The following is a 21,649-nucleotide window of genomic DNA, read 5'->3' as shown; positions in this document are numbered from 1 at the left end:
TCAGCCCTTCGCTCCCATCAGCGACTTCTTCATCTTCCCCAGCCCGCCGACCCGGGCGAAGACCTTCCACTGCGGAAGGACCAGCGCGATGACTACCAGCACGGCGGAGACCAGTTTCATATCGTTGGGCTCCAGCCCGGCTTGCAGGGCCAACTGGATGACTACGCGGTACAGCACCGAGCCCAGCACCACGGCCAGCGTGGCGATCCAGATCAGGCGGGTTCCGAAGATCGCCTGGCCGATGATCACCGAGGCCAGGCCGGCCAGGATCAGGCCGATGCCCATGCCGATGTCGGCGAAGCCCTGGTACTGGGCAATGAAGGCGCCGCAGAGTGCTACCAGTCCATTGGACAGCGACAGGCCAAGAATCTTCTGGTTGTCGGTGCTGACGCCGAAGCTGCGGATCATCTGTTCGTTGTCGCCGGTGGCCTGCATGGCCAATCCGATGTCGGTATGCAGGAACCAGTCCATGATCACCTTCACCGCGAGCGCGACCAGCAGGAAGATGGCGATGGCGCCGATGCCACCGAGCATGCCCGCTTCGCGCAGCGGGGTGATCAGGGTTTCTTCACGCAACAGTGGCAGATTGGACTTGCCCATGATGCGCAGGTTGATGGAATAGAGGGCGATCATGGTCAGGATGCCGGCCAGCAGGCCGTTGATCTTGCCCTTGGTATGCAGCAGACCGGTGACCGCGCCGGCGGCCATGCCGGCGATGAACGCCAGGACGGTGGCCATGACCGGCGGCATGCCGTTGATGATGCTGATGGCGGCAACGCCGGCACCGGTGGTGAAGCTGCCGTCGACTGTCAGGTCGGGGAAATTGAGGATGCGGAAGGTCAGATAGACCCCCAGGGCCATGATCGCGTAGATCAGCCCAAGCTCAACCGCGGTAATCATAGGTAAAGGACCTTGGTTCTCTCGTGGGGGTCCGTCCGGCGGCCGTGGTGACGGCCACCGGACGGACTGCGGAACTTCTTCAGCTCAAGCTGGAAGTGCCATCGTTTTACTCGAAGACGTGGTCAGCCTTGTCTGCGTAACCGTCGGGCAGCGTGACGCCCATGCGCTTGGCAGCGGCCGTGTTAACGTACAGCTCCAGCTCGGACTGGGTCTCCACCGGCATCGATGCCGGATCGGCCTCGCCCTTGAGGATCTTCACTGCCATTTCGCCGGTCTGGTAGCCCAGCTTTTCGTAGTTGATGCCGTAGGTGGCCACCGTGCCGCGTTCCACCGAATCGCCTTCAGCGGCGATGGTGAGGATCTTCTTCGATTCGGCCACCTGGATCAGCGATTCCAGTGCGGACACCACGTTGTTGTCGGTCGGCACGTAGAACGCGTCGACGTCCATGGACTCGGCGGCCTGCTGGACCTCACCCGACGTGGAGATGGCCTTTTCCTTGATTTCCAGGCCCAGTTTCTTACCGGCTTCCTTGGCCCATTCGACCTGGACGCCGGAGTTGACCTCACCGGAGGAGTAGACGATGCCGACGGACTTCGCGTCAGGGTTCAGTTCCTTTACCAGGGCCAGCTGTTCTTCCACCGGGTTGCGGTCGGAGGTGCCGGTGACGTTGGAGCCCGGTGCGTCCATGCTTTCCACCAGGTCAGCCGACTCCGGGTCGGTGACAGCGGTGAACAAGATCGGGGCATCCACGATGGCCTGGACTGCCGCCTGTGCAGTCGGCGTGGCAATGGCCAGGACGAGGTCCTTCTTGTCGCTGGCGAACTTGCCGGCGATGGAGGTAGCGGTAGCCTGGTCACCCTGCGCGTTCTGCTCGTCATAGGTCACGGTGTCGCCGTCGACGTAGCCGTTGTCGGCCAGTGCCTTCTTGAAGCCTTCGCGGGCCGCGTCCAGGGACGGATGCGAGACGATCTGGCTGATGCCGATTTCTACGGATTCGGGAGCCCCTTCGGCGGCGTTGCCTTCGGACGATGCCGAGCTGCCGCACGCGGAAACCAGCAGGGTGGTGGCCAGCAGGCCTGCACCCAGGCCAAACATGGTCGAACGTTTCTTCACGGTGTTCCTTTCGAATGTCCATCACGTACCGGTCCTCCGGCACATTCCCGCCTCACTGCCCCTCCCCGGCGCAGCTGTTGCGGTCCGCCACACACGGCATCGTCCTCGGCGCCGGAGATATGGCAGGCGATCCCTGCGGAAAGCGTCCTGAAGATCTTACCTGTGAACCGAGTCACATTGTCTAATCAGGACCGCGGGGTCAGGACAACCATATGAGATACGTCTCTCCTACCGGACAAATTGCAATCCTTTGTCGCCGGATAGTTATTTTCGTCTACCAGACGCCTTGTGCTCTGGACCCCCGTCCGACGGGCAGGAGCCGCCGGTCCAGCCGCTAGACTGTGATCAATCATGGCTGTGAATATCACGTATCCCTCTGCCCTGCCGGTTTCGGAGCGGCGCGAGGACATCATGGCGGCCATTGCCGCGAACCAAGTGACCGTCATCGCCGGCGAAACCGGTTCCGGCAAAACCACCCAGATCCCGAAAATGTGCCTGGAGCTCGGTCTGGGCGAGAAGGGCCTGATCGGCCACACCCAGCCCCGGCGGCTGGCGGCCAGGACCGTGGCCGAGCGGATCGCCGAAGAGCTGGACGTCAAGATCGGCCAGGAAGTGGGCTTCCAGGTCCGTTTCACGGGTGAAGTTGGACGCGATACCCGGATCAAGCTGATGACCGACGGCATCCTGCTGGCCGAGATCCAGCACGACAAGCTGCTGAAGAAATACAGCACCATCATCATCGACGAGGCGCATGAACGCAGCCTCAACATCGACTTCATCCTCGGGTACCTCAAACGCATCCTGCCAAAGCGCCCGGACCTGAAGGTGATCATCACCTCGGCCACCATCGATCCGGAGCGGTTCGCGCGCCACTTCGGCAGCGACGACGAACCAGCCCCCGTCATCGAGGTCTCCGGCCGGACCTACCCGGTGGAGATCCGCTACCGCCCGCTCAACCAGCCGGCAGGTTCCGCCGCCGAGGATCCGGACGCGGATGAACTGGAGGAAGACCGGGACCCGCTGGACGCCGTCTGCGACGCCGTGGACGAACTGTCCCTGGAAGCGCCCGGGGACATTTTGGTCTTCTTCTCCGGCGAGCGCGAAATCCGCGATGCCGCCGATGCCCTGGCGGCCAGGACGAAAACCAACCGCCGGCTGGCGGGCACCCAGATCCTGCCGCTGTACGCCCGGCTCTCACTGGCAGAGCAGCACCGTGTCTTCTCCCCCGGCGGCCAGCGCCGGATTGTGCTGGCCACCAACGTGGCCGAGACCTCGCTGACGGTCCCGGGGATCAAGTACGTGATCGACACCGGCACGGCGCGCATCTCCCGCTACTCGCACCGCACCAAGGTACAGCGGCTGCCGATCGAACGGATCTCGCAGGCCTCGGCCAACCAGCGCTCGGGCCGCTGCGGCCGCGTCAGCGACGGCATTGCCATCCGGCTCTATTCCGAAGAGGACTACGACTCCCGGCCCGAATTCACCGACCCGGAGATCCTGCGCACCAACCTGGCCGCCGTCATCCTGCAGATGACCGCCATGGGCGTGGCACGGGACTCCAAGGACATCGAGGCGTTCCCGTTCGTGGAACCGCCCGAGACCCGCGCCATCAACGACGGCGTCACGCTCCTGCGTGAACTTGGCGCCCTGCCCGAACCCGGCACTTCGGTGGTCGGATCTCCACGCGCTGCGCTTGGTCGATCACCGGGCGCGCCGGCGCCGCGTGGAGACCGGGCGAAACCCGGGCTCACCGCCGTCGGACGTAAGCTGGCGCTGTTGCCGGTGGACCCGCGGTTGGGCCGGATGATTGTCGAGGCCGGCCAGCGCGGATGCGTGCGCGAGGTGATGGTGCTGGCAGCGGCGCTGACCATCCAGGACCCGAGGGAACGCCCTACCGATCAGCAGCAGCAGGCCACCGAGAAGCACAAGCGCTTCGTGGACGAGAAGTCCGACTTCACCGGCGTGCTGAACCTGTGGCGCTATCTGCAGGAGAAGCAGCAGGAGCTCTCCTCCACCCAGTTCCGCAAACTCTGCCGTACTGAGTTCATCAACTACCTGCGGGTCCGGGAGTGGCAGGACCTGTTTGCGCAGCTGCGGCAGCTGGCCAAGCCGCTGGGCATCACGCTGGGGTCCGGGCGGGACGTGGACCCGGTGGGCAAGCACGATGACATCCACAAGTCCCTGCTGGCCGGTTTGCTCAGCCACATCGGCGTGTACGAGGAACGCAAACGCGAATACGCCGGCGCCCGCGGGACCCGGTTCGCCATCTTCCCTGGCTCCGCGCTGTTCAAGAAGTCCCCGGACTGGGTGATGGCGGCCGAACTGGTGGAAACGTCGCGGCTCTGGGCCCGGGTGGCGGCGACCTTCGACCCCGGCTGGGCCGAAGAGATTGCGCCGCAGCTGTGCAAGCGAACGTATTCGGAACCGCACTGGTCCAAGAAGACGGGCTCGGTGATGGCCTACGAGAAGGTCACGCTGTACGGCGTGCCGATCGTGCCGCAGCGGCGGATCCAGTACGGCCGGATCGACCGGGAACTCAGCCGCGAGCTGTTCATCCGCCATGCCCTGGTGGAGGGCGACTGGCGCACGCACCACAAGTTCTTCCACCGCAACCGCAGGCTGCTGGCCGAGGTGGAGGAACTGGAGACCCGGATGCGCCGCCGCGACCTGCGCGTGGACGACGAAACGCTGTTCGAGTTCTACAACGAGCGGATCGGCCCCGACGTGGTCTCGGAACGGCACTTCGACAAGTGGTGGAAGGACGCGCGTGCGAACGATCCGACGCTGCTCGATTTCGATCCCGACGCCGTGCTGGCCGCCGATGCCGAGGAACTGGATGCCTCGGCGTTCCCGAAGGTCTGGCAGCAGGGATCCTTCGAGCTGCCGCTGAGCTACGAATTCTCACCGGTGGCACCCGGCGCCGCCCCGAATCCGTCCGACGGCGTGACCGTGCACGTGCCGGTCCTGTTCCTGAACCAGCTCGATGATGCCCCCTTCCGCTGGCAGATCCCGGGGCTGCGGGTGGAATTGCTGACCGCGCTGATCAAGTCGCTGCCGAAGCAGATCCGTAAGAACTTTGTCCCGGCTCCCGACGTCGCCCGGAGCGCGGCGGCAGCCCTGGCGGCGGACTTCAATCCGGCCGAGGACGCGCTGGAGCCCTCGCTGGAACTGGTGCTGCGCCGGCTGAAGGGTCACATCATCCCGCCCGGTTCCTGGAACTGGGACACCGTGCCGCCGCACCTGAGGGTGACCTTCCAGGTGCAGGACGGCAAGGGCAAAGTGCTGGACGAGTCCAAGGACCTGGCGGCGCTGCAGCAGGACTTGGCGCCGGCCAACCGGCGAGCGATCGCCGAGTCGCTGGGCGCGACACCGGGTCTCCACGCGGCCGCGAGCGGCCTTGGTCGACCACCGGGCCGCGGCGCCGCCGGCAAGAAACATGGCAAGCAGGCAGGCAGGCAGGCAGCTGCGGCTGTAGCCGCCCCCGGTGCAGGCGCACCGTCGTCGGACTCCCCCACGCAGGCCGGTGTGCAGGAACGCAGCGGGCTGACCGTCTGGCCGGACGGCGACCTTCCCCGGGAGGTAAAGCGCGACGTGGCCGGCCACACCGTGACCGGATATCCGGCGCTGGTGGACGAGGGCGCCACCGCGGGCGTGCGGGTCTTCCAGACCCCGTCCAGCCAGCAGGCCGCCATGCGCGCAGGTCTCATCCGGTTGCTGGTGCTGCGCGTTCCCTCGCCGCAGCGGTACGTGCTGGACCACCTGAACAACACGGAGAAACTGACGTTCACGCAGAACCCGCACGGTTCGGTGGCGTCGTTGATCGACGACTGCACGCAGGCAGCGGTGGACAAGCTGGTGCCCGCCGAGCTGCCGTTCACCAAGGCAGGGTTTGATGCGCTGTACGAGCAGGTCCGCGCCGAACTGATCGACACCGTGTTCACCGTGACCGCGATCGTGGAGAAGATCCTCTCCAGTGCACGGCGGATCCAGAAGGAACTGAAATCCAACGCCAGCCTGGCCCTGATCAGCCCGCTCTCCGACATCAAGAGCCAACTGGAGCAGCTGGTCTACCCCGGGTTTGTGGCAGCCACCGGCTACGCCCAGCTGAGCCAGCTACCGCGCTACCTGGCCGGAATTGAACGCAGGCTGCAGAAACTGCCCACGGCCGTCGGCCGGGACGCGCAGCACATGGCCGTGGTGCAACGCCTCGAAGACGAGTATGACGACGCCCGGGCCGCGCTGAAGCCCGGCAACCTGGACGGTTCCGGCCTGGACAAGGTGCGCTGGATGCTCGAGGAACTGCGGATCAGCTTCTTCGCGCAGGAACTCGGCACCGCCTTCTCGGTGTCCGAGAAGCGCGTCCGGCAGGCCCTGCACGAGGCGCTCGCGTAGGGCCTGCCGCCAGTTAGTCTGCCGGGACGAAGTCCCCGTGGCCGGCGTCGCGAAGCGCCGCCCGGAGTCGCTTGGCGGATTCCTCCATCACGTCCGGATCGGGATTCTGCTGGGCCCGTTTGAAGTCGAACTCTTCCTGGGAATTCGACGGCCAGACATGCAGGTGCAGGTGGTCCACCTCGAAGCCAGCAATGATCAAGCCGGCACGCTCGGCGCCGAAGGCCTCCACCTGGGCCTTGCCGATGGTCTGCGCGACCGAGGTGAGCTTCTGCAGCAGGTCGGCCGGGGCATCGGTCCAGCGGTCCACTTCCTGCCGCGGCACCACCAGCGCATGCCCGTCCGCGAGCGGGCCGATACTCAGGAAAGCCACCACGTCGTCGTCCTTCCAGACGAAGCGGCCGGGGATCTCGCCGTCGATAATCTTGGTGAAGAGTGTGCTCATGTACGCCATCCTTGTCAGTGAGTCAGTCAGTCAGGGAGTCAGTCAGTCAGTTAGCCAGGAAGTTGGGCAGCCGCCCGCGGACCAGCGACCGCTGGGGGTGTTCAGTCGTTGAGCGAGGCGATGTCCAGCACAAACCGGTAGGCGACGTCGCCGGCCACCATCCGGTCGTAGGCCAGGTTGAGGTCCGGCGCGCGTACCAGTTCCACGTCGGCGGTGATGCCGTGCTCGGCGCAGAAATCGAGCATCTCCTGGGTCTCGGCGATGCCGCCGATGTTGGACGCGCCGTAGGCAATCCGGTGCCGCATCAGCAGGTTGACCGGCACCGGCGGCATCGGCTCGGGCGGCACACCCAGCTGGATCAGCGCGCCGTCGCGCCGGATGGTCCGCAATAACGGCGCCAGGTCGTGGGCCGCGGACACCGTATCGATGACCAGGTCCACACTGCGCCGGGCGGCGGCGAGCGCTTCGTCGTCGCTGGTCACCACCACATGGTCGGCGCCAAGCGCGCGGGCGGAATCGACTTTGTCCGCCGAACTGGTGAAGACGGTTACGGACGCACCCATGGCTTTGGCCAGCTTGACGGCCATGTGGCCCAGCCCGCCAAGTCCCACCACGCCCACAGAATCGCCGGCTTCCACGCCGAAGTAACGCATCGGCGAGTACGTGGTGATGCCCGCGCACAACAGCGGTGCCGCCGCGGCCGGGTCCAGCTCCGGCGGCATCCGCAGCACAAAGTTTTCATCGACGACGACGGAGCTTGCGTATCCGCCCTGTGTCACCTCGCCGCCGTGGCGCCGGTCGCGGGCGCCGTAAGTGCCCACCGCGCCTTTCTCGCAGTACTGTTCGAGCCCCTCGTCGCAAGAGGCGCAGTCGCGGCAGGAGTCGATCATGCAGCCCACGCCCACCAGGTCGCCGATGGCATGGAGCGTCACGTCCTGACCGATGGCGGTGACCCGGCCGACGATCTCGTGGCCGGGCACCAGCGGGTAGTCGATCTCGCGCCACTCCCCGCGGACGGTGTGCACATCGGAATGGCAGAGTCCGCAGAACGCGATGGCGATCTCCACGTCGTGCGCATCCGGTTCCCGGCGTTCCACCTGCAGCGGCACCAGACCGGAACCGGGGGCCTCCACGCCATAGGCCAAGGCCGTGTTCATACTGCTCCTCGGTGTCTGGCGGACCGCGGCCGCGTGGGCCATCTGTTCCTGCTGAAGAGAAAGCGGTTTTCCCAGCGGCGGTGGTGCCGGACGGCCAAGTGTCATGAGCTTGACGCTACCGTTTGCCGGTCCGCCATGCCACCGGGACGCACCCTGCGTGACGCTCTGGGTCTCGCGGTGCACGACACCGCGGTGCACCACGCCGGCCTGCCGCCGGTCACGGCTGGTCGCCCGTTGCTATCGGCAGCTCGGGGTGGCCGCACCACTGGGACCACGAGCCGGGGTACAACGCCGCCTCGATGCCGGCCTCCGCCAAGGCCGCGATTTGGTGCGCAGCGTTGATACCCGAGCCGCAGTAGACCGCGACATCCCGGTCACCGGCGCCCAGGTCCTTGAACCGCACGGCGAGTTCCGTTGCTGGCAGGAAATGTCCGGTGGCGGCAAGATTCCCTGTGGTCGGTGCGCTCACTGCGCCGGGAATGTGGCCCGCGCGCGGGTCCACCGGCTCCAGTTCACCGCGGTAGCGCTCGGCGGCGCGGGCATCAAGCAGCAGCGAGGTCCTGGCGAAGTGCAGCACGTTGTCCAGTTCCAACCGGGGCATGTGGCCGCTGCCCAGTTCAACGTTGCCCAGTGACGCCAGCTCGTCGCCGCTGTCCACTTCGAAGCCTTCGGCGCGCCACGCGGCCAGTCCGCCGTCCAGCAGATACACGGTGTCTAATCCGCCGTCGCGCAACAGCCACCACACCCGGGCTGCGGACAAGCCGCCGCTGTCGTCATAGGCCACCACCACGTCCCCGTTATTGATGCCCCAGTCCCGTGCGGCCTCGCGGAGGACCTCCGGCTCCGGCAGCGGGTGGCGTCCAGCGGCCATGGTCGGTGCGGACGCCAGTTGGGACGGCAGGTCCACATAGACTGCGCCGGGAATATGGGCCTGGCGGTAGCGGCGTTGGCCGTCGCCGTCTCCGTCGCCGAGTTTCCAGCGGACATCCAGCAGTACGGTGCGCTGTCCGGAGGTCATCCGTTCCCGCAGCGTCTGCACGTCCATCAGAGTCCTCATGAGATCTCCTCTTGACTGCCGGCGGGCCTCGTTGTCCGCCGTGTCCGGCCAGTCCATCACAGCAGCAGGCACCGGGCCAAGCTGTCGACGGACGCCGTCCGCCTTGCGCGTCAGGCCAGCTCCACGCTCTCCCCCGGCGACAGGTGCTGGTAGCTGGTGCCGTAGTGGCCGCCAAAGAGGGTCACGTGCTTTTCCACCAGCGGCAGGCCGCGGTCGCTGAGCCCGGCGTCGTGGATCGGGTAAGCGTGCTCCGCGCGCATGGCGGTGACGAAGTCGATCACCTCGGCGGTCTTCGACCACGGCGCGTGGATGGGCACCAGCACGTTCTTCACCATCAGCCCGTGCGGCACGATGAACGAATCCCCCGGGTGGTAGAGGTTGTCGTTGATGACGTAGCCGATGTTGGCCACCACCGGGATGTGTGGATGGATCAACGCATGCTGGCCGCCGAAGGTACGGACGCGGAACCCCGGCACCTCGAACTCCGTCTCCGGCTCGGCGGCGTGGATCCGCGCCGCAGCCTCGGGAGCGAGAGCCCGGAGTTCGGCCGCCACTGAGGCCGGAGCATACAGATTCATTCCATCCGTCCCCGCGAGCGGGCCCAGCACCCGGTCCCGGTCCAGGTGGTCCGCGTGCTCGTGGGTCACCAGGACGGTGGAGGCGCCGTCGAGAGCCTGCTCCACCTCGGAAAAATTGCCGGGGTCGATCACCAGGACGTGTCCGTTCTCTTCGAGCCGGACGCAGGAGTGGGTGAATTTTGTCAGCTGCATGGCACCAACCCTAACTGCGCCGCCCGATCGGCGGTATGGCAGCCTCTCCGGCCCGGGCACGGCAGCCTCTCCGGCCCGGGTATGGCAGCCTCCCCGGCCCGGGCATGGCAGCCTCTCGGGCACAGGCATGGCAGCCTCTTTGGCCCGGCAAATCGGGCCTGCTGGTAGGCTGGAGAGAGCCCACGGGCGTCCAGAACCAGCAGCAAGGAGCCGAAGCGGACATGTCCGTCCCGTCAGCCAAACCGCAGGCGCAGCGCCGCGGTTCGGAGCAGCGAGTGACCCGCCAGCGCGTAGCGGTGGCCACCGCTTTGGACAGCCTGGAGGACTTCGTCAGCACCCAGGAACTGCACCGGCTGCTGCAGGCGCGCGGCGAGCCCGTCTCGCTGGCCACCACCTACCGGGTCCTGCAGTCCATGGCCGACGACGGTCAACTGGACGTGATGCGCAACGGAGAGGGCGAAGCGGTCTACCGCCGCTGCGCCGTCGAGCACCACCACCATCACCTGCTCTGCCGGAACTGCGGCAAGACCGTGGAGATCGAGGCCCCGGCGGTGGAACAATGGGCGCAGCGGATGGCAAGGGAGCACGGCTTCACGCAGGTGGCGCACACCGTGGAAATGTACGGGCTGTGCCCGGACTGCAGCGCGGCGCAGTAACTCTGCGCTAGCCTACGTTCACCTTGACCGCGGCCACCGTGCGCCGCCCCACCCGGCCGCGGCGCTGCCGCCGGGCTCCGGTCAACCGGCACACCACGTAGATCAGGAACGAAATCGTGGTCACGTAGGGGCTGATCGGCAGGCTGCCGCCCAGCGCCAGCAGGATCCCGCCCAAGGTCGCGGTCACCGCGAACAGCACGCTGAGCAGCACCACCACCCGGGGCGAACTGCTCACCCGGAGCGCGGCTGCCGCCGGGGTGATCACCAGGGACAGCACCAACAGCGCCCCGACCACCTGGATGGACAGCGCCACGGCCAGCCCCAGCAGGAACATGAACACGATGGCCAGCGCTCCGACCGGTACGCCGCGTGCCTCGGCCAGGTCCGGATCGGCGCTGGCAAAGGTTAGCGGACGCCAAATGGCCAGCAGTCCCAGCACCACCACAGCCGACCCCGCGGCCAGCAGGTTCAGCTGCACGGTGTCCACGGAGACGATCTGCCCGGTCAGCAGGCCGAACTTGTTCGCCGAGCGGCCCTCGTAGAGCGAAAGGAACAGGATGCCCAGGCCCAGGCCGAAGGACATGATCACGCCGGTGATCGAATTCCGGTCCCTGGCGCGCATGCCCAGCACGCCCAGCACAACGGCCGCGATCACCGAGCCCACCAGCGACCCGAACACCACGTTGGCCCCGATGAGCAGCGCGAACGCGGCCCCGGCGAAGGACAGCTCGGCGATGCCATGCACGGCAAAGGCCAGGTCCCGCATCATCACGAACACGCCGATCAGGCCGCCGACCAAGCCCAGCACGGCGCCGGCGATCAACGAGTTGCGCACCAGCGGAAGCAAGTCACCATAGTCGCTGAAATTGAAGACCGAGTTCAGCAGTTCCGAGAGGTCCATCCCTACGCCCCCTCTCCGTGGTGGTGGGTGGTGGCGTCCGGCAGGCCGACCACGATGATGCGTCCCTGGTTGTGGATGACTTCCACGTGGCTGTTGTACATCCGCGACAGCACCTCCGTCGTCATCACCTCTTCCGGCGTCCCCACGCGGAACTGCCCGCCGGCCAGGTACAACACCCGGTCCACGTAATCGATGATCGGGTTGATCTCATGCGTCACAAAGACCACGGCACTGTTCTTCTCGTGGCATTGCCGGTTGATCATGGCGCTGACGGCCTGCTGGTGGTGCAGGTCCAGTGAAAGCAGCGGCTCGTCGCAGAGCAGAACCCTGGGGTCAGACGCCAGCGCCTGGGCCGCCCGGAGCCGCTGTTGCTCGCCGCCGGACAGCTGCCCCACCGGGGCCTCCGCGTACTCTGAGGCGCCCACCATGTCCAGCAGCTCATCCACCCGCCGGCGATGCTTGCGGGTGTTCAGCCGGATGCCCCAGCGGTGGCCATCCAGGCCCAAACCCACCAGGTCGCGGGCCCGCAGCGGCGTCTCGGGGGCGAAGGTCTTCTGCTGCGGAATGTAGCCAATCTCCCGGCTGCCACGTTCCAGCGGCCGCCCATTGATCTCGGCCGAGCCGTGGCTCAACGGCTGCAGGCCCAGCAGCACGCGCAGGAAGCTGGTCTTGCCCGAGCCGTTCGGGCCCAGCACGGCGAAGAACTCCCCCGGCCTGATGGTCAAATCCAGGTCATGCCACAGCACGCGCTGGCCGAAGGACAGCGAAGCACCCTGCAGGCGGACGGCGGCGGTCGCAGCCGCGCTCATCCGCGCAGTGCCTTTTCCACAGCGTGGAGGTTGCCGCTCATCCAGCCCAGGTAGTCCTGGCCTTCCGGCAGGGTCTCAGTGAAATTGACGACGGCGATGCCCGCCTTCTCCGCCAGCAAGCGGAGGCGCTGCGTTTGCGGGCCCTCGGTCTGTTCGTTGTAGGCGACAAACCGGACCGACCCGCCGGTGACCAGGTCTTCGGCTTCTTTGAGGGCCTGCGGGGCGGCGTCGTTGCCTTCCTCGGCAGCCTCCATGAAGTCCTCGGGCGTCTTGTTTTCCAGCCCCAGGGCATCGAACAGGTGCAACGGCACCGGGTCCGTGGCCGCTACGGCCACCCCGTCGGCAGAGCCGGCCACTTCGTCCGCTTCGGCACTCAGCTTGTCCAGCCCGGCATGGAACTGCTCGGCGTTGGCTTTGTAGGTATCGGCCTGATCCGGGTCCAGCGCGGACAACTTTCCGGCGACGGCATCGGCCACCTTGGCCATGGTGGCGAGGTCGTACCAGACGTGTTCGTTGAAGCCGCCGTGGTCGTGGCCGGCGTGGTCCTCCTCCCCGTGGCTGTGGTCGCCCTGGCCGGCACCGGCGTCGCCGTCGTCGGTGCCGGTGGAGGCAGGAGTGTGTGCCGCCTCTTGTGCACCGGGCAGCGGCGACAGGTCCACCGCAGTGATGATGTTGTTGTGGTCGACGCCGGTATCGTCGGCGAGGGTGTGCATGAACGTGTCATAGCCGCCGCCGTTTTCCAGTACGACGTCAGCCTTGGAAACCGCCAGCTTGTCGCGGGCCGATGCTTCATAGGAGTGCGGGTCCTGGGCCATCCGGTCAATGATCGACGTGACCTCAACCCGGTCGCCGCCGATGCTGCGCGCCACGTCTCCGTAGACATTCGTGGAAGCCACCACACTCAACGTTCCCTGCGCTGTGTCCTCACCTGCGGCCCCGCCTCCGGCAGCCGCGCAACCGGACAACAGCAGTGCTGTGGCGGCCAGACCGGCCAGGACGGGGGTGGTGCGGGAGTGCCTCACGGGCGACCTCGGTTCTACTCACAGATGAGAATCAGTAACAATAAGGGTTTCCAGAATAGCGCATTGCGAACCGTTCGCATTACCGCACGCCGAGGGCGCGGAACCGCCTAGCAGTTCCGCGCCCTCTTCAGTGGGTTATTCGCCGGTCCGGCGGAGGCCCTGGGCCTGCGTCTCGTCGCGGATCTCGCCCACCAGCACTTCGATCACATCCTCGAGGAACAGCACGCCGTGGGTGCTGCCGTCGGTGCCCAGCACACGGGCCAGGTGCGAGCCCGTGCGCTGCATGACCCCCAGCGCGTCCTCGATTTCCTCATCGAGCGCCAGATTGGCCAAGGTGCGGACCTTGGTGACCGGGATCGTCTTGTTGAACCGGTCCTCCGGGATGGTCATGACGTCCTTCAGGTGCAGGTATCCGGTCAGGTTGTCCTCCGCATCGGCCACCGCGAACCGGGAGAACCCGGTCCGGCCCACCACCCGCTCGAACTGCTCCGGGGTGGTATCGACGCCGATGGTCACCAGCTGGTCAAGGGGCACCATCACGGTGGCCGCGGTGACGGCCGAGAACTCCAGCGAGCTGGAGATCAGTCCGGCGTCGTCGTCCACCAGCCCGTGCTTCGTGGACTCCTGCACGATCGACTGGACTTCCTCCAGCGTGAAGGTGGAGGACACCTCGTCCTTCGGTTCGATCCGCATGGCCCGGAGAATGTGGTTCGCCGACCAGTTCAGCGTGGCGATGACTGGCCGCACCACCTTGGACACGGCCACCAACGGCGGGGCGAGCAGCAACGCAGCTTTGTCCGCCACGGAAACGGAGATGTTCTTCGGCACCATTTCGCCAAAGGTCACGTGCAGGAAGGTCACCAGCAGCAGCGCCACGGCAAAGGAGATCCCGTAGGAAACCTCATGCGGAATGCCCAGCCAGCCCTCCAGCGGCAGCAGCAGCAGTTCCTTGATCGCCGGTTCAGCCACGTTCAGGATCAGCAGCGAACACACGGTGATGCCCAGCTGGGCGCACGCCAGCATCAGGGAGACGTGTTCCATGGCCCACAAGGTGGTCTTGGCACGCTTGGATCCGCCCTCTGCCAAGGGCTCGATCTGGCTTCGGCGGGCGGACATGACGGCGAACTCGGCGCCGACGAAGAAGGCGTTGCCCAGCAGCAGCACCACCAGCCAGAAAATACCCATGGCCGCCATCAGAGCTCACCCGCCTTGCCGGCGTCGGGCAGCCCGGCCTCGGCTGCCGGGTCGGGGATAAAGCGCACGCGGTCCACCCGCCGTCCGTCCAGCCGCTCGACCTCCAGCGTGCCGCCCTCCACCGCGACGGTATCGCCAACAACGGCAATCCGGCCCAGCTCGGCCATGATGAAGCCGCCCACCGTTTCATAGCTGGCCTCGTCGGGCACGGTCAGCTGCGGAATCTGCTCGGTGACCTCGTCCGGACGCATCAAACCGGGGAAATACCAGTTCCCGGCGGCGCTCTGCAGCACTCCCGGCTTGACCCGGTCGTGTTCGTCTGCGACCTCGCCGACGATTTCCTCCACCAGATCCTCCAGCGTGACAACGCCTGCGGTTCCGCCGTATTCGTCCAGGACGACGGCGAACTGCAGGTTCGCGGCACGCAGTTCGGAGAGCAGCGAGTCCAGGTGCACCGTCTCCGGCACGCGCAGCACATCGGTCATGATGGTGGCCGCTGGCAGGGCCCCACGCTTCTGGCGCGGGACGCCGATGGCCTTCTTGATGTGCGCGACGCCGCGGACGTCGTCGGGCGAATCGCCGAGAACCGGGAACCGGGAGTAGCCGGTCCGGCGGGCAGCGGCAATCAGATCGGCCACGGTCTGGTCGGCATCGATGAACTCCACACGGATCCGCGGGGTCATGACATCTGCAGCGGTCCGGCCGGAGAAGGACAGCGTCTTGGCCAGGAAGTTCGCGGTCCCGGCGTCCAGCGTGCCCATCTCGGCGGAGCGGCGCACCAGCGACGCGAGCTCGGAGGGAGTCCGCGCGCCGGAAAGCTCTTCCTTGGCCTCCAGCCCGAACAGGTGGAGCACCTTGTTGGCAAAGCCGTTGAGCATCAGCACGAAGGGCTTGAAGACCGCGGTGAAGATCAGCTGGGGCCGCGCCACCAGCTTGCCGACTGCCATCGGCAGCGCGATGGAAGCGTTCTTCGGGACCAGTTCGCCCAGCAGCATGGAGAGCAGGGTGGCGATCACCATGGCGACCACAGCCCCGATCGGCTGAATTACCGCCTCGGCCAGGCCGAGCGCCGCCAACGGCGGACGCAGCAGGCTGCTGATCGCCGGTTCCATCAAGAAACCGGTCAGCAGCGTGGTCAACGTGATGCCGAGCTGGCAGCTGGACAGCTGCGTGGAGAGGGACTTCAGGCATTTCATCAGCGGCACTGCGCCACGGTCGCCTTTGTCGACGGCGCGCTGCACAGTGGGCTGGTCGAGGGCCACCAGGGCGAATTCAACGGCAACGAAGAAGCCGGTGCCGAGGATTAAGAGCATGCCGGCGGCGATTTGGATCCATTCCATCAGCGCGCCGCCGTCCTGCAGATCAGGCGGTCAGATGGAGGGTGGTCGTCCGAGCCCGGACTAGAGGGCTCCTGACCGGCCGCATTGGCGGCAAGTGTGTGATGGGCACGTGCACGGGATTTGCCGGTGCTGGGTGACGCCTCGCAATTGACCACCGCTTGGGCGGCCCCCGCAGTGCGGCATGCACTTGCGGGGCGCGTCACGGACCGGCTCCTAGAATAGCTGTCCATTATGCGCACTAGCGTAGCAGCCAGACCCCGCCGCGGGCCCCCCTGCTCCGCTACCAGCTCTGCGGTACCGGGCGCCCCTCCTCATAGCCAGCGGCCGACTGCACACCAACGATGGCCTGCTCGCGGAACTGCACCAAATTCTGCGCGCCGGCATAGGTCAGCGAGCTGCGCAAACCGGCGGTGATCTCGTCCAGCAGGTCCTCTACACCGGGACGCAGCGGGTCAAGGTACATCTTCGAGGACGAAATGCCTTCCTCGAAAAGTGCCTTGCGCGCCCGCTCGAAGGCGTCGTCGCGGCGGGTCCGGTTCTGCACGGCACGGGCCGAGGCCATGCCGAAACTCTCCTTGTATTTGCGACCGCTGCTGTCCGTGAGCAGGTCCCCCGGACTTTCGTGCGTGCCGGCGAACCAGGAGCCGATCATCACCTGGCTGGCCCCGGCCGCCAGCGCCAGCGCCACGTCGCGCGGATAGCGGACCCCGCCGTCGGCCCAGACATGCGCGCCAAGCTCGCGTGCAGCCTCCGCGCATTCCTGGACGGCTGAGAACTGCGGACGGCCCACCGCAGTCATCATCCGCGTGGTGCACATGGCGCCCGGCCCCACGCCGACCTTGACGATGTCAGCGCCGGCTTCCACTAGGTCGCGGACCCCTTCGGCGCTGACCACGTTGCCGGCCACCACGGGAACCTGCGGATCCAGACTGCGTACGGCGTCAAGGGCGTCGAACATCTTGCGCTGGTGCCCGTGCGCGGTATCCACCACCAGCACGTCCACTCCCGCCTCCAGCAGCGCCTCGGTCTTGCCCTTAACATCGCCATTGATTCCGACGGCGGCCGCCACCCGCAGTCTGCCCTGCGGGTCCAGCGTGGGGGTGTAGATGGTGGACCGGAGCGCGCCCGAACGGGTAAGCGCGCCCAGCAGCATGCCGTCGTCGTCCACCACCGGGGCGAAGTGCGCCGACGCCGAGTCGAACAAATCGAAGGCCTGGCGCAACGAGGCCTCCATCCCGGCGTCGAACATGGACGCCTCCAGCAGCAGCGGGTGGGCCGCCATCACCGACTCCAGCGCGGCATAGCGGTCTACGCCCTCGCAGTCCTCGGCGCGCACCACGCCCACGCACTTGCCGGCGTCGTCCACTACCGCGACGGCGCCGTGCGACCGCTTGTCCATCAAGTGCAGGGCGTCAATGACGGTGTTCCCCGCGGTCAGTTTCAACGGGGTTTCGAAGACGGTGTGGCGGTCTTTGACCCAGCCGGTGACCTCCGCAAGCACCTCCAGCGGCACGTCCTGCGGCAGCACGGCAAGCCCGCCCCGGCGCGCCATCGTCTCCGCCATCCGGCGCCCGCTCACGGCGGTCATGTTCGCCACCACCAGCGGAATGGTGCTGCCCGTGCCGTCGCCGGCGGACAAGTCCACGTCCAGCCTGGAGGTGACGTCGGAGCGCGAAGGCACCAGGAAGACGTCTGAATAGGTCAGGTCGGTCATCGGCTGGTTGATCAGGCGCATGGCTGCTCACTTTCCTCGTCGCCGTGCAGGCCGGCGGAACGGCCGGTGCAGGTGGTTCGGGAACCGTACGGTACCCCGGGAGCCTGCGGCAGCGCACCGCAGTGGACCGGCCAGGCTCCCCCGGAAAGTCTAGAGGCAGCGGCGCCGGGAACGAATCGCAGAGATGTTCGGCGGCGCGGGCGGTAAAGATTAGCCTGCGTTGCGAAAGTGTCATTAGACTGGCTACTGGTCCAGATCTAGTGCGCGCCAGACGCGCGCTCGCAATTCCGCTGCTGACGGCAGGTCCGGAAGGCAGCCAGGGAAGCGTGTGATCTGCAGGGCAAGCGGCAACTCACGGAAGAGGCGTATTACAAGTGCCAGAGCATCCCAACCTTCGTCTACCCGAGGAATTTGGCGGTAACGAATGGCTCGTTGACGAAATCTACGAGCAGTACCTCCAAGACAAGAATTCCGTGGACAAGAAATGGTGGAGCATCTTCGAAGCGGCCAATGGCGCCGGCAGTTCGAACGACACTGCTGCTTCCGCGCAGTCCCCGTCCCGCCCCGCTCCGGTGAAGGACACCCCGAAGGCCTCGGGTGAGAGCACTGCCACCGATCGGGCCGGAACCAAGCCCATTCCCGCCGACACCCGGCCGGCACCCAACACCTCCACCGATAAGGCCGCTGCCCCGGCCAAGCCCGCCGCGAAGGCGGAGCCGAAGCCGGCACCGATCCCGGCCCAGCTGCCCAAGTCCGCGCCCAGCGCCGTCGCCGAAGAGGACACCGTCTCCGTGCTCCGCGGACCGGCCAAGGCCATCGCCACCAACATGGACGCCAGCCTCAGCGTGCCCACCGCAACGACGGTGCGCGCAGTTCCGGCCAAGCTGCTGATCGACAACCGCGTGGTGATCAACTCAAACCTGGCGCGCGCCCGTGGTGGCAAGGTCTCCTTCACCCACCTGATCGGCTACGCCGTGGTCAAGGCGCTGGGCCAGTTCCCCAGCCAGAACGTCCACTACGACGAGATCGACGGCAAGCCCGCGGCGGTCCAGCCGGCCCACGTGAACTTCGGCATTGCCATTGACATGCCCAAGCCGGACGGCACCCGCCTGCTGGTGGTGCCGAACATCAAGCGCGCCGAGACGATGAACTTCTCCGAGTTCTGGCATACCTACGAGGACCTGATCAAGCGGGCCCGCGCCGGCAAGCTGACCGCGGACGACTACGCCGGCACCACAGTCTCGCTGACGAACCCGGGCGGCATCGGGACCGTCCACTCCGTGCCCAGGCTGTCCAAGGGCCAGGCCACCATCGTGGGCGTCGGCGCCCTCGAGTACCCGGCCGAATTCCGCGGCGCCAGCGAGAAGACCATTGCCGCCCAAGGCGTCGGCAAGATCATCACGCTGACCTCCACCTATGACCACCGTGTGATCCAGGGCGCGGGCTCCGGCGAGTTCCTGCGCCTGGTCGAATCGCTGCTGCTGGGCGAGCAGGGCTTCTACGACGAAATCTTCGAAGCGCTGCGTATCCCCTACGAGCCGGTCCGCTGGCGCGCGGACAACCAGGTGGACGTCGAGCTGCAGGTCAACAAGATTGCCCGCATCCAGCAGCTGGTCCACGCCTACCGCGTCCGCGGCCACCTGATGGCGGACACCAACCCGCTGGAATACGTCCAGCGCAAGCACCCGGACCTGGACATCAATACCTACGGGCTGACCCTGTGGGACCTGGACCGCGAGTGGGTCACCGGCGGATTCGGCGGCGCCGACCGCCTGAAGCTGCGCGACATCCTCGGTGTGCTCCGCGACGCCTACTGCCGCACCACCGGCATCGAGTACATGCACATCCAGGATCCGGCCGAGCGCGAGTGGTTCCAGAACGAGCTGGAGCGCCCCTACGCGAAGCCCAGCCGGGAAGAGCAGCTGCGCGTCCTGGGCAAGCTGAACGCCGCCGAAGCGTTCGAGACCTTCCTGCAGACCAAGTTCGTGGGCCAGAAGCGCTTCTCCCTGGAGGGCGGCGAATCCCTGATTCCGCTGCTGGATGCAGTCATTTCCGACGCCGCCGACGACGGCCTGGACGAAGTGGCCATCGGCATGGCCCACCGCGGCCGGCTGAACGTGCTGACGAACATTGCCGGCAAGACCTACGCACAGGTCTTCCGCGAGTTCGAGGGCACCCAGGACCCGCGCAGCGTCCAGGGCTCCGGTGACGTGAAGTACCACCTGGGCACCGAAGGGAAATTCACCTCCGACAACGGCAACGAGACCAAGGTCTACCTGGCCGCCAACCCCTCCCACTTGGAGGCCGTTGACCCGGTGCTGGAGGGCATCGTCCGTGCCAAGCAGGACCGCCTGGACCGCGGCGACGAGTTCCCGGTGCTGCCGATCATGATCCACGGCGACGCGGCCTTCGCCGGCCAGGGCGTGGTGGCGGAAACCCTGAACCTCTCCCAGCTGCGCGGCTACCGCACCGGCGGCACCGTGCACATTGTGGTCAACAACCAGGTCGGTTTCACCACCTCGCCGCACTCCTCGCGGTCGTCGGTGTACTCGACCGACGTGGCGAAGATGATCCAGGCTCCGGTCTTCCACGTGAACGGCGATGATCCGGAAGCCGTGGTCCGCGTGGGCCAGATGGCCTACGAGTACCGCCAGCGCTTCCACAAGGATGTCGTCATCGACATGGTCTGCTACCGCCGCCGCGGGCACAACGAGGGCGACGATCCCTCGATGACGCAGCCGATGATGTACAACCTGATCGAGGCCAAGCGATCCACCCGCAAGCTGTACACCGAGGCCCTGGTGGGTCGCGGCGACATCACGCAGGACGAGGCGGACCAGGCACTGCGCGACTACCAGGAACGGCTGGAGCGCGTCTTCGCCGAAACCCACGCCGCGCAGACCTCGCCGATCCCGATCATCACCAAGGACTCGGCAGCCGTCTCCGATCTGGAGCGCCCGCTGTCGCAGCAGGCCGAGGATAAGGACAATGTGCCCTCCGGCACCGCCATCTCCGCGGAGACGCTGGCGAAGATCGGCCAGGCGCATCTGGCCATCCCGGAAAGCTTCACCGTCCACCCGAAGCTGAAGGCCCTGCTGGAGCGCCGCGAGCAGATGTCCCGCGAAGGCAACATCGACTGGGGCTTCGGCGAACTGGCCGCCTTCGGCTCGCTGCTGATGGAAGGCGTCCCGGTGCGCCTGGCCGGCCAGGACTCCCGACGCGGCACCTTCGTGCAGCGCCACGCCGTCTTCCACGACCGCGTGAGCGGCGAAGAGTGGGCACCGCTGAGCCATCTGTCCGATGACCAAGCGAAGCTGTGGATCTACGACTCGCTGCTGTCCGAGTACGCGGCCATGGGCTTCGAATACGGCTATTCGGTGGAGCGGCCGGATGCGCTGGTGCTCTGGGAGGCGCAGTTCGGCGACTTCGTCAACGGCGCCCAGACCGTGATCGACGAGTTCCTCTCCTCCGCCGAGCAGAAGTGGGGCCAGCGTTCCTCGCTGGTGCTGATGCTGCCGCACGGCTACGAAGGCCAGGGCCCGGACCACTCGTCCGCCCGGATCGAGCGCTTCCTGCAGATGTGCGCCGAGGACAACATGATCGTGGCCAACCCGACCACCCCGGCCTCGCACTTCCACCTGCTGCGCCGCCAGGCCTACAACCGGCCCCGCAAGCCGCTGATCATCTTCACGCCGAAGCAGCTGCTGCGGTTGAAGGCCGCCGCCGCCAAGGTCGAGGACTTCACCACCGGCACGTTCCAGCCGGTCATCGGGGATGTCCAGGACCTCAACGGCCAGGACGTGGACCGCGTGGTGCTGGTCTCCGGCCGGCTCTACTACGATCTGCTGGCCGCTCGCCAGAAGAACTCGGACACCAAGACCGCACTCATCCGGGTGGAGCAGCTGTACCCGCTGCCGGTTGAGGAGATCCAGGCGGAACTGGCGAAGTACCCGAACGCCGAGGTGGTCTGGGCTCAGGACGAGCCCGCCAACCAGGGCCCGTGGCCGTTCATGGGCCTGTACCTGCCGGAGGCTTTGGACCGGAAGCTGCGCCTGGTGTCCCGCCCGGCGTCCGCTGCGACCTCCACCGGCTCGGCCAAGCGTCACGCCGTGGAGCAGGACGTTCTGGTCAAGAAGGCCTTTGAGCGCCGGTAAGTAGGATAGTGGGCGGGGGGCCGCAGG

At 66.7% G+C, this 21,649-nt stretch carries 15 protein-coding genes; 3 read left to right on the top strand and 12 right to left on the bottom strand.

The features are described from left to right. Positions 1-900: an ABC transporter permease gene (locus tag ACMX2H_RS00870; RefSeq protein ID WP_414958523.1), complete on the bottom strand. Its 900-nt coding sequence runs from the start codon at positions 898-900 to the stop codon at positions 1-3. Positions 901-1,006: 106 nt separating this feature from the next. Next, positions 1,007-1,996: an ABC transporter substrate-binding protein gene (locus ACMX2H_RS00865; protein ID WP_414958570.1), complete on the bottom strand. Its 990-nt coding sequence runs from the start codon at positions 1,994-1,996 to the stop codon at positions 1,007-1,009. 369 nt (positions 1,997-2,365) lie between these two features. Between ACMX2H_RS00865 and hrpA the strand changes: the two genes are divergently transcribed. Continuing rightward, positions 2,366-6,406, top strand: coding sequence for an ATP-dependent RNA helicase HrpA (hrpA, locus tag ACMX2H_RS00860; RefSeq protein WP_414958522.1), 4,041 nt, complete (start codon positions 2,366-2,368; stop codon positions 6,404-6,406). A gap of 13 nt (positions 6,407-6,419) precedes the next feature. Here hrpA and ACMX2H_RS00855 read toward each other — a convergent pair whose 3' ends face one another. The 4 genes from ACMX2H_RS00855 to ACMX2H_RS00840 all read right to left on the bottom strand — a co-directional run bounded on the left by ACMX2H_RS00855 (position 6,420) and on the right by ACMX2H_RS00840 (position 9,832). Continuing rightward, on the bottom strand, positions 6,420-6,848 hold the full coding sequence (locus ACMX2H_RS00855) for an HIT family protein (RefSeq protein WP_414958521.1): 429 nt from the start codon (positions 6,846-6,848) through the stop codon (positions 6,420-6,422). Positions 6,849-6,949: 101 nt separating this feature from the next. Beyond that, a complete protein-coding gene (locus tag ACMX2H_RS00850) occupies positions 6,950-8,005 on the bottom strand; it encodes an NAD(P)-dependent alcohol dehydrogenase (RefSeq protein ID WP_414958520.1) in 1,056 nt (351 codons plus the stop codon). Positions 8,006-8,222: 217 nt separating this feature from the next. Further along, complete coding sequence (locus ACMX2H_RS00845) at positions 8,223-9,062, bottom strand: sulfurtransferase (protein ID WP_414958519.1); 840 nt, start codon at positions 9,060-9,062, stop codon at positions 8,223-8,225. 110 nt (positions 9,063-9,172) lie between these two features. After that, a complete protein-coding gene (locus tag ACMX2H_RS00840) occupies positions 9,173-9,832 on the bottom strand; it encodes an MBL fold metallo-hydrolase (protein ID WP_414958518.1) in 660 nt (219 codons plus the stop codon). A gap of 221 nt (positions 9,833-10,053) precedes the next feature. Here ACMX2H_RS00840 and ACMX2H_RS00835 point away from each other — a divergent pair, with 221 nt between their 5' ends. Then, entirely contained in the window at positions 10,054-10,488 is a 435-nt protein-coding gene (locus ACMX2H_RS00835; protein ID WP_414958517.1) for a Fur family transcriptional regulator, read from the top strand. A gap of 7 nt (positions 10,489-10,495) precedes the next feature. On the opposite strand, the gene ACMX2H_RS00830 is transcribed toward ACMX2H_RS00835, so the two are convergent. The 6 genes from ACMX2H_RS00830 to guaB1 all read right to left on the bottom strand — a co-directional run bounded on the left by ACMX2H_RS00830 (position 10,496) and on the right by guaB1 (position 17,489). Further along, entirely contained in the window at positions 10,496-11,389 is an 894-nt protein-coding gene (locus ACMX2H_RS00830) for a metal ABC transporter permease (RefSeq protein WP_414958516.1), read from the bottom strand. Between the two features lie 2 nt (positions 11,390-11,391). Further along, positions 11,392-12,198, bottom strand: coding sequence for a metal ABC transporter ATP-binding protein (locus ACMX2H_RS00825; protein WP_414958515.1), 807 nt, complete (start codon positions 12,196-12,198; stop codon positions 11,392-11,394). After that, positions 12,195-13,220 (bottom strand): metal ABC transporter solute-binding protein, Zn/Mn family, encoded by a 1,026-nt coding sequence (locus tag ACMX2H_RS00820; protein WP_414958514.1) that lies wholly within the window; start codon positions 13,218-13,220, stop codon positions 12,195-12,197. The genes ACMX2H_RS00825 and ACMX2H_RS00820 overlap by 4 nt, the downstream gene beginning before the upstream one ends. A 135-nt stretch (positions 13,221-13,355) precedes the next feature. Continuing rightward, on the bottom strand, positions 13,356-14,405 hold the full coding sequence (locus ACMX2H_RS00815) for a hemolysin family protein (protein ID WP_240691661.1): 1,050 nt from the start codon (positions 14,403-14,405) through the stop codon (positions 13,356-13,358). Between the two features lie 8 nt (positions 14,406-14,413). Beyond that, on the bottom strand, positions 14,414-15,754 hold the full coding sequence (locus ACMX2H_RS00810) for a hemolysin family protein (protein ID WP_414958513.1): 1,341 nt from the start codon (positions 15,752-15,754) through the stop codon (positions 14,414-14,416). A 280-nt stretch (positions 15,755-16,034) separates the two neighbouring features. Then, entirely contained in the window at positions 16,035-17,489 is a 1,455-nt protein-coding gene (gene guaB1 / locus ACMX2H_RS00805; protein ID WP_414958512.1) for a GMP reductase, read from the bottom strand. Positions 17,490-17,842: 353 nt separating this feature from the next. Here guaB1 and ACMX2H_RS00800 point away from each other — a divergent pair, with 353 nt between their 5' ends. Continuing rightward, positions 17,843-21,622: a multifunctional oxoglutarate decarboxylase/oxoglutarate dehydrogenase thiamine pyrophosphate-binding subunit/dihydrolipoyllysine-residue succinyltransferase subunit gene (locus ACMX2H_RS00800; RefSeq protein ID WP_414958511.1), complete on the top strand. Its 3,780-nt coding sequence runs from the start codon at positions 17,843-17,845 to the stop codon at positions 21,620-21,622. Positions 21,623-21,649: the final 27 nt, after the last annotated feature.

This window comes from Arthrobacter sulfonylureivorans (assembly GCF_047607445.1).
Taxonomy (GTDB): domain Bacteria; phylum Actinomycetota; class Actinomycetes; order Actinomycetales; family Micrococcaceae; genus Crystallibacter; species Crystallibacter sulfonylureivorans_A.
Note: the sequence above shows the minus strand (reverse complement) of the source record. Positions and strands in the feature narration are given on the sequence as shown.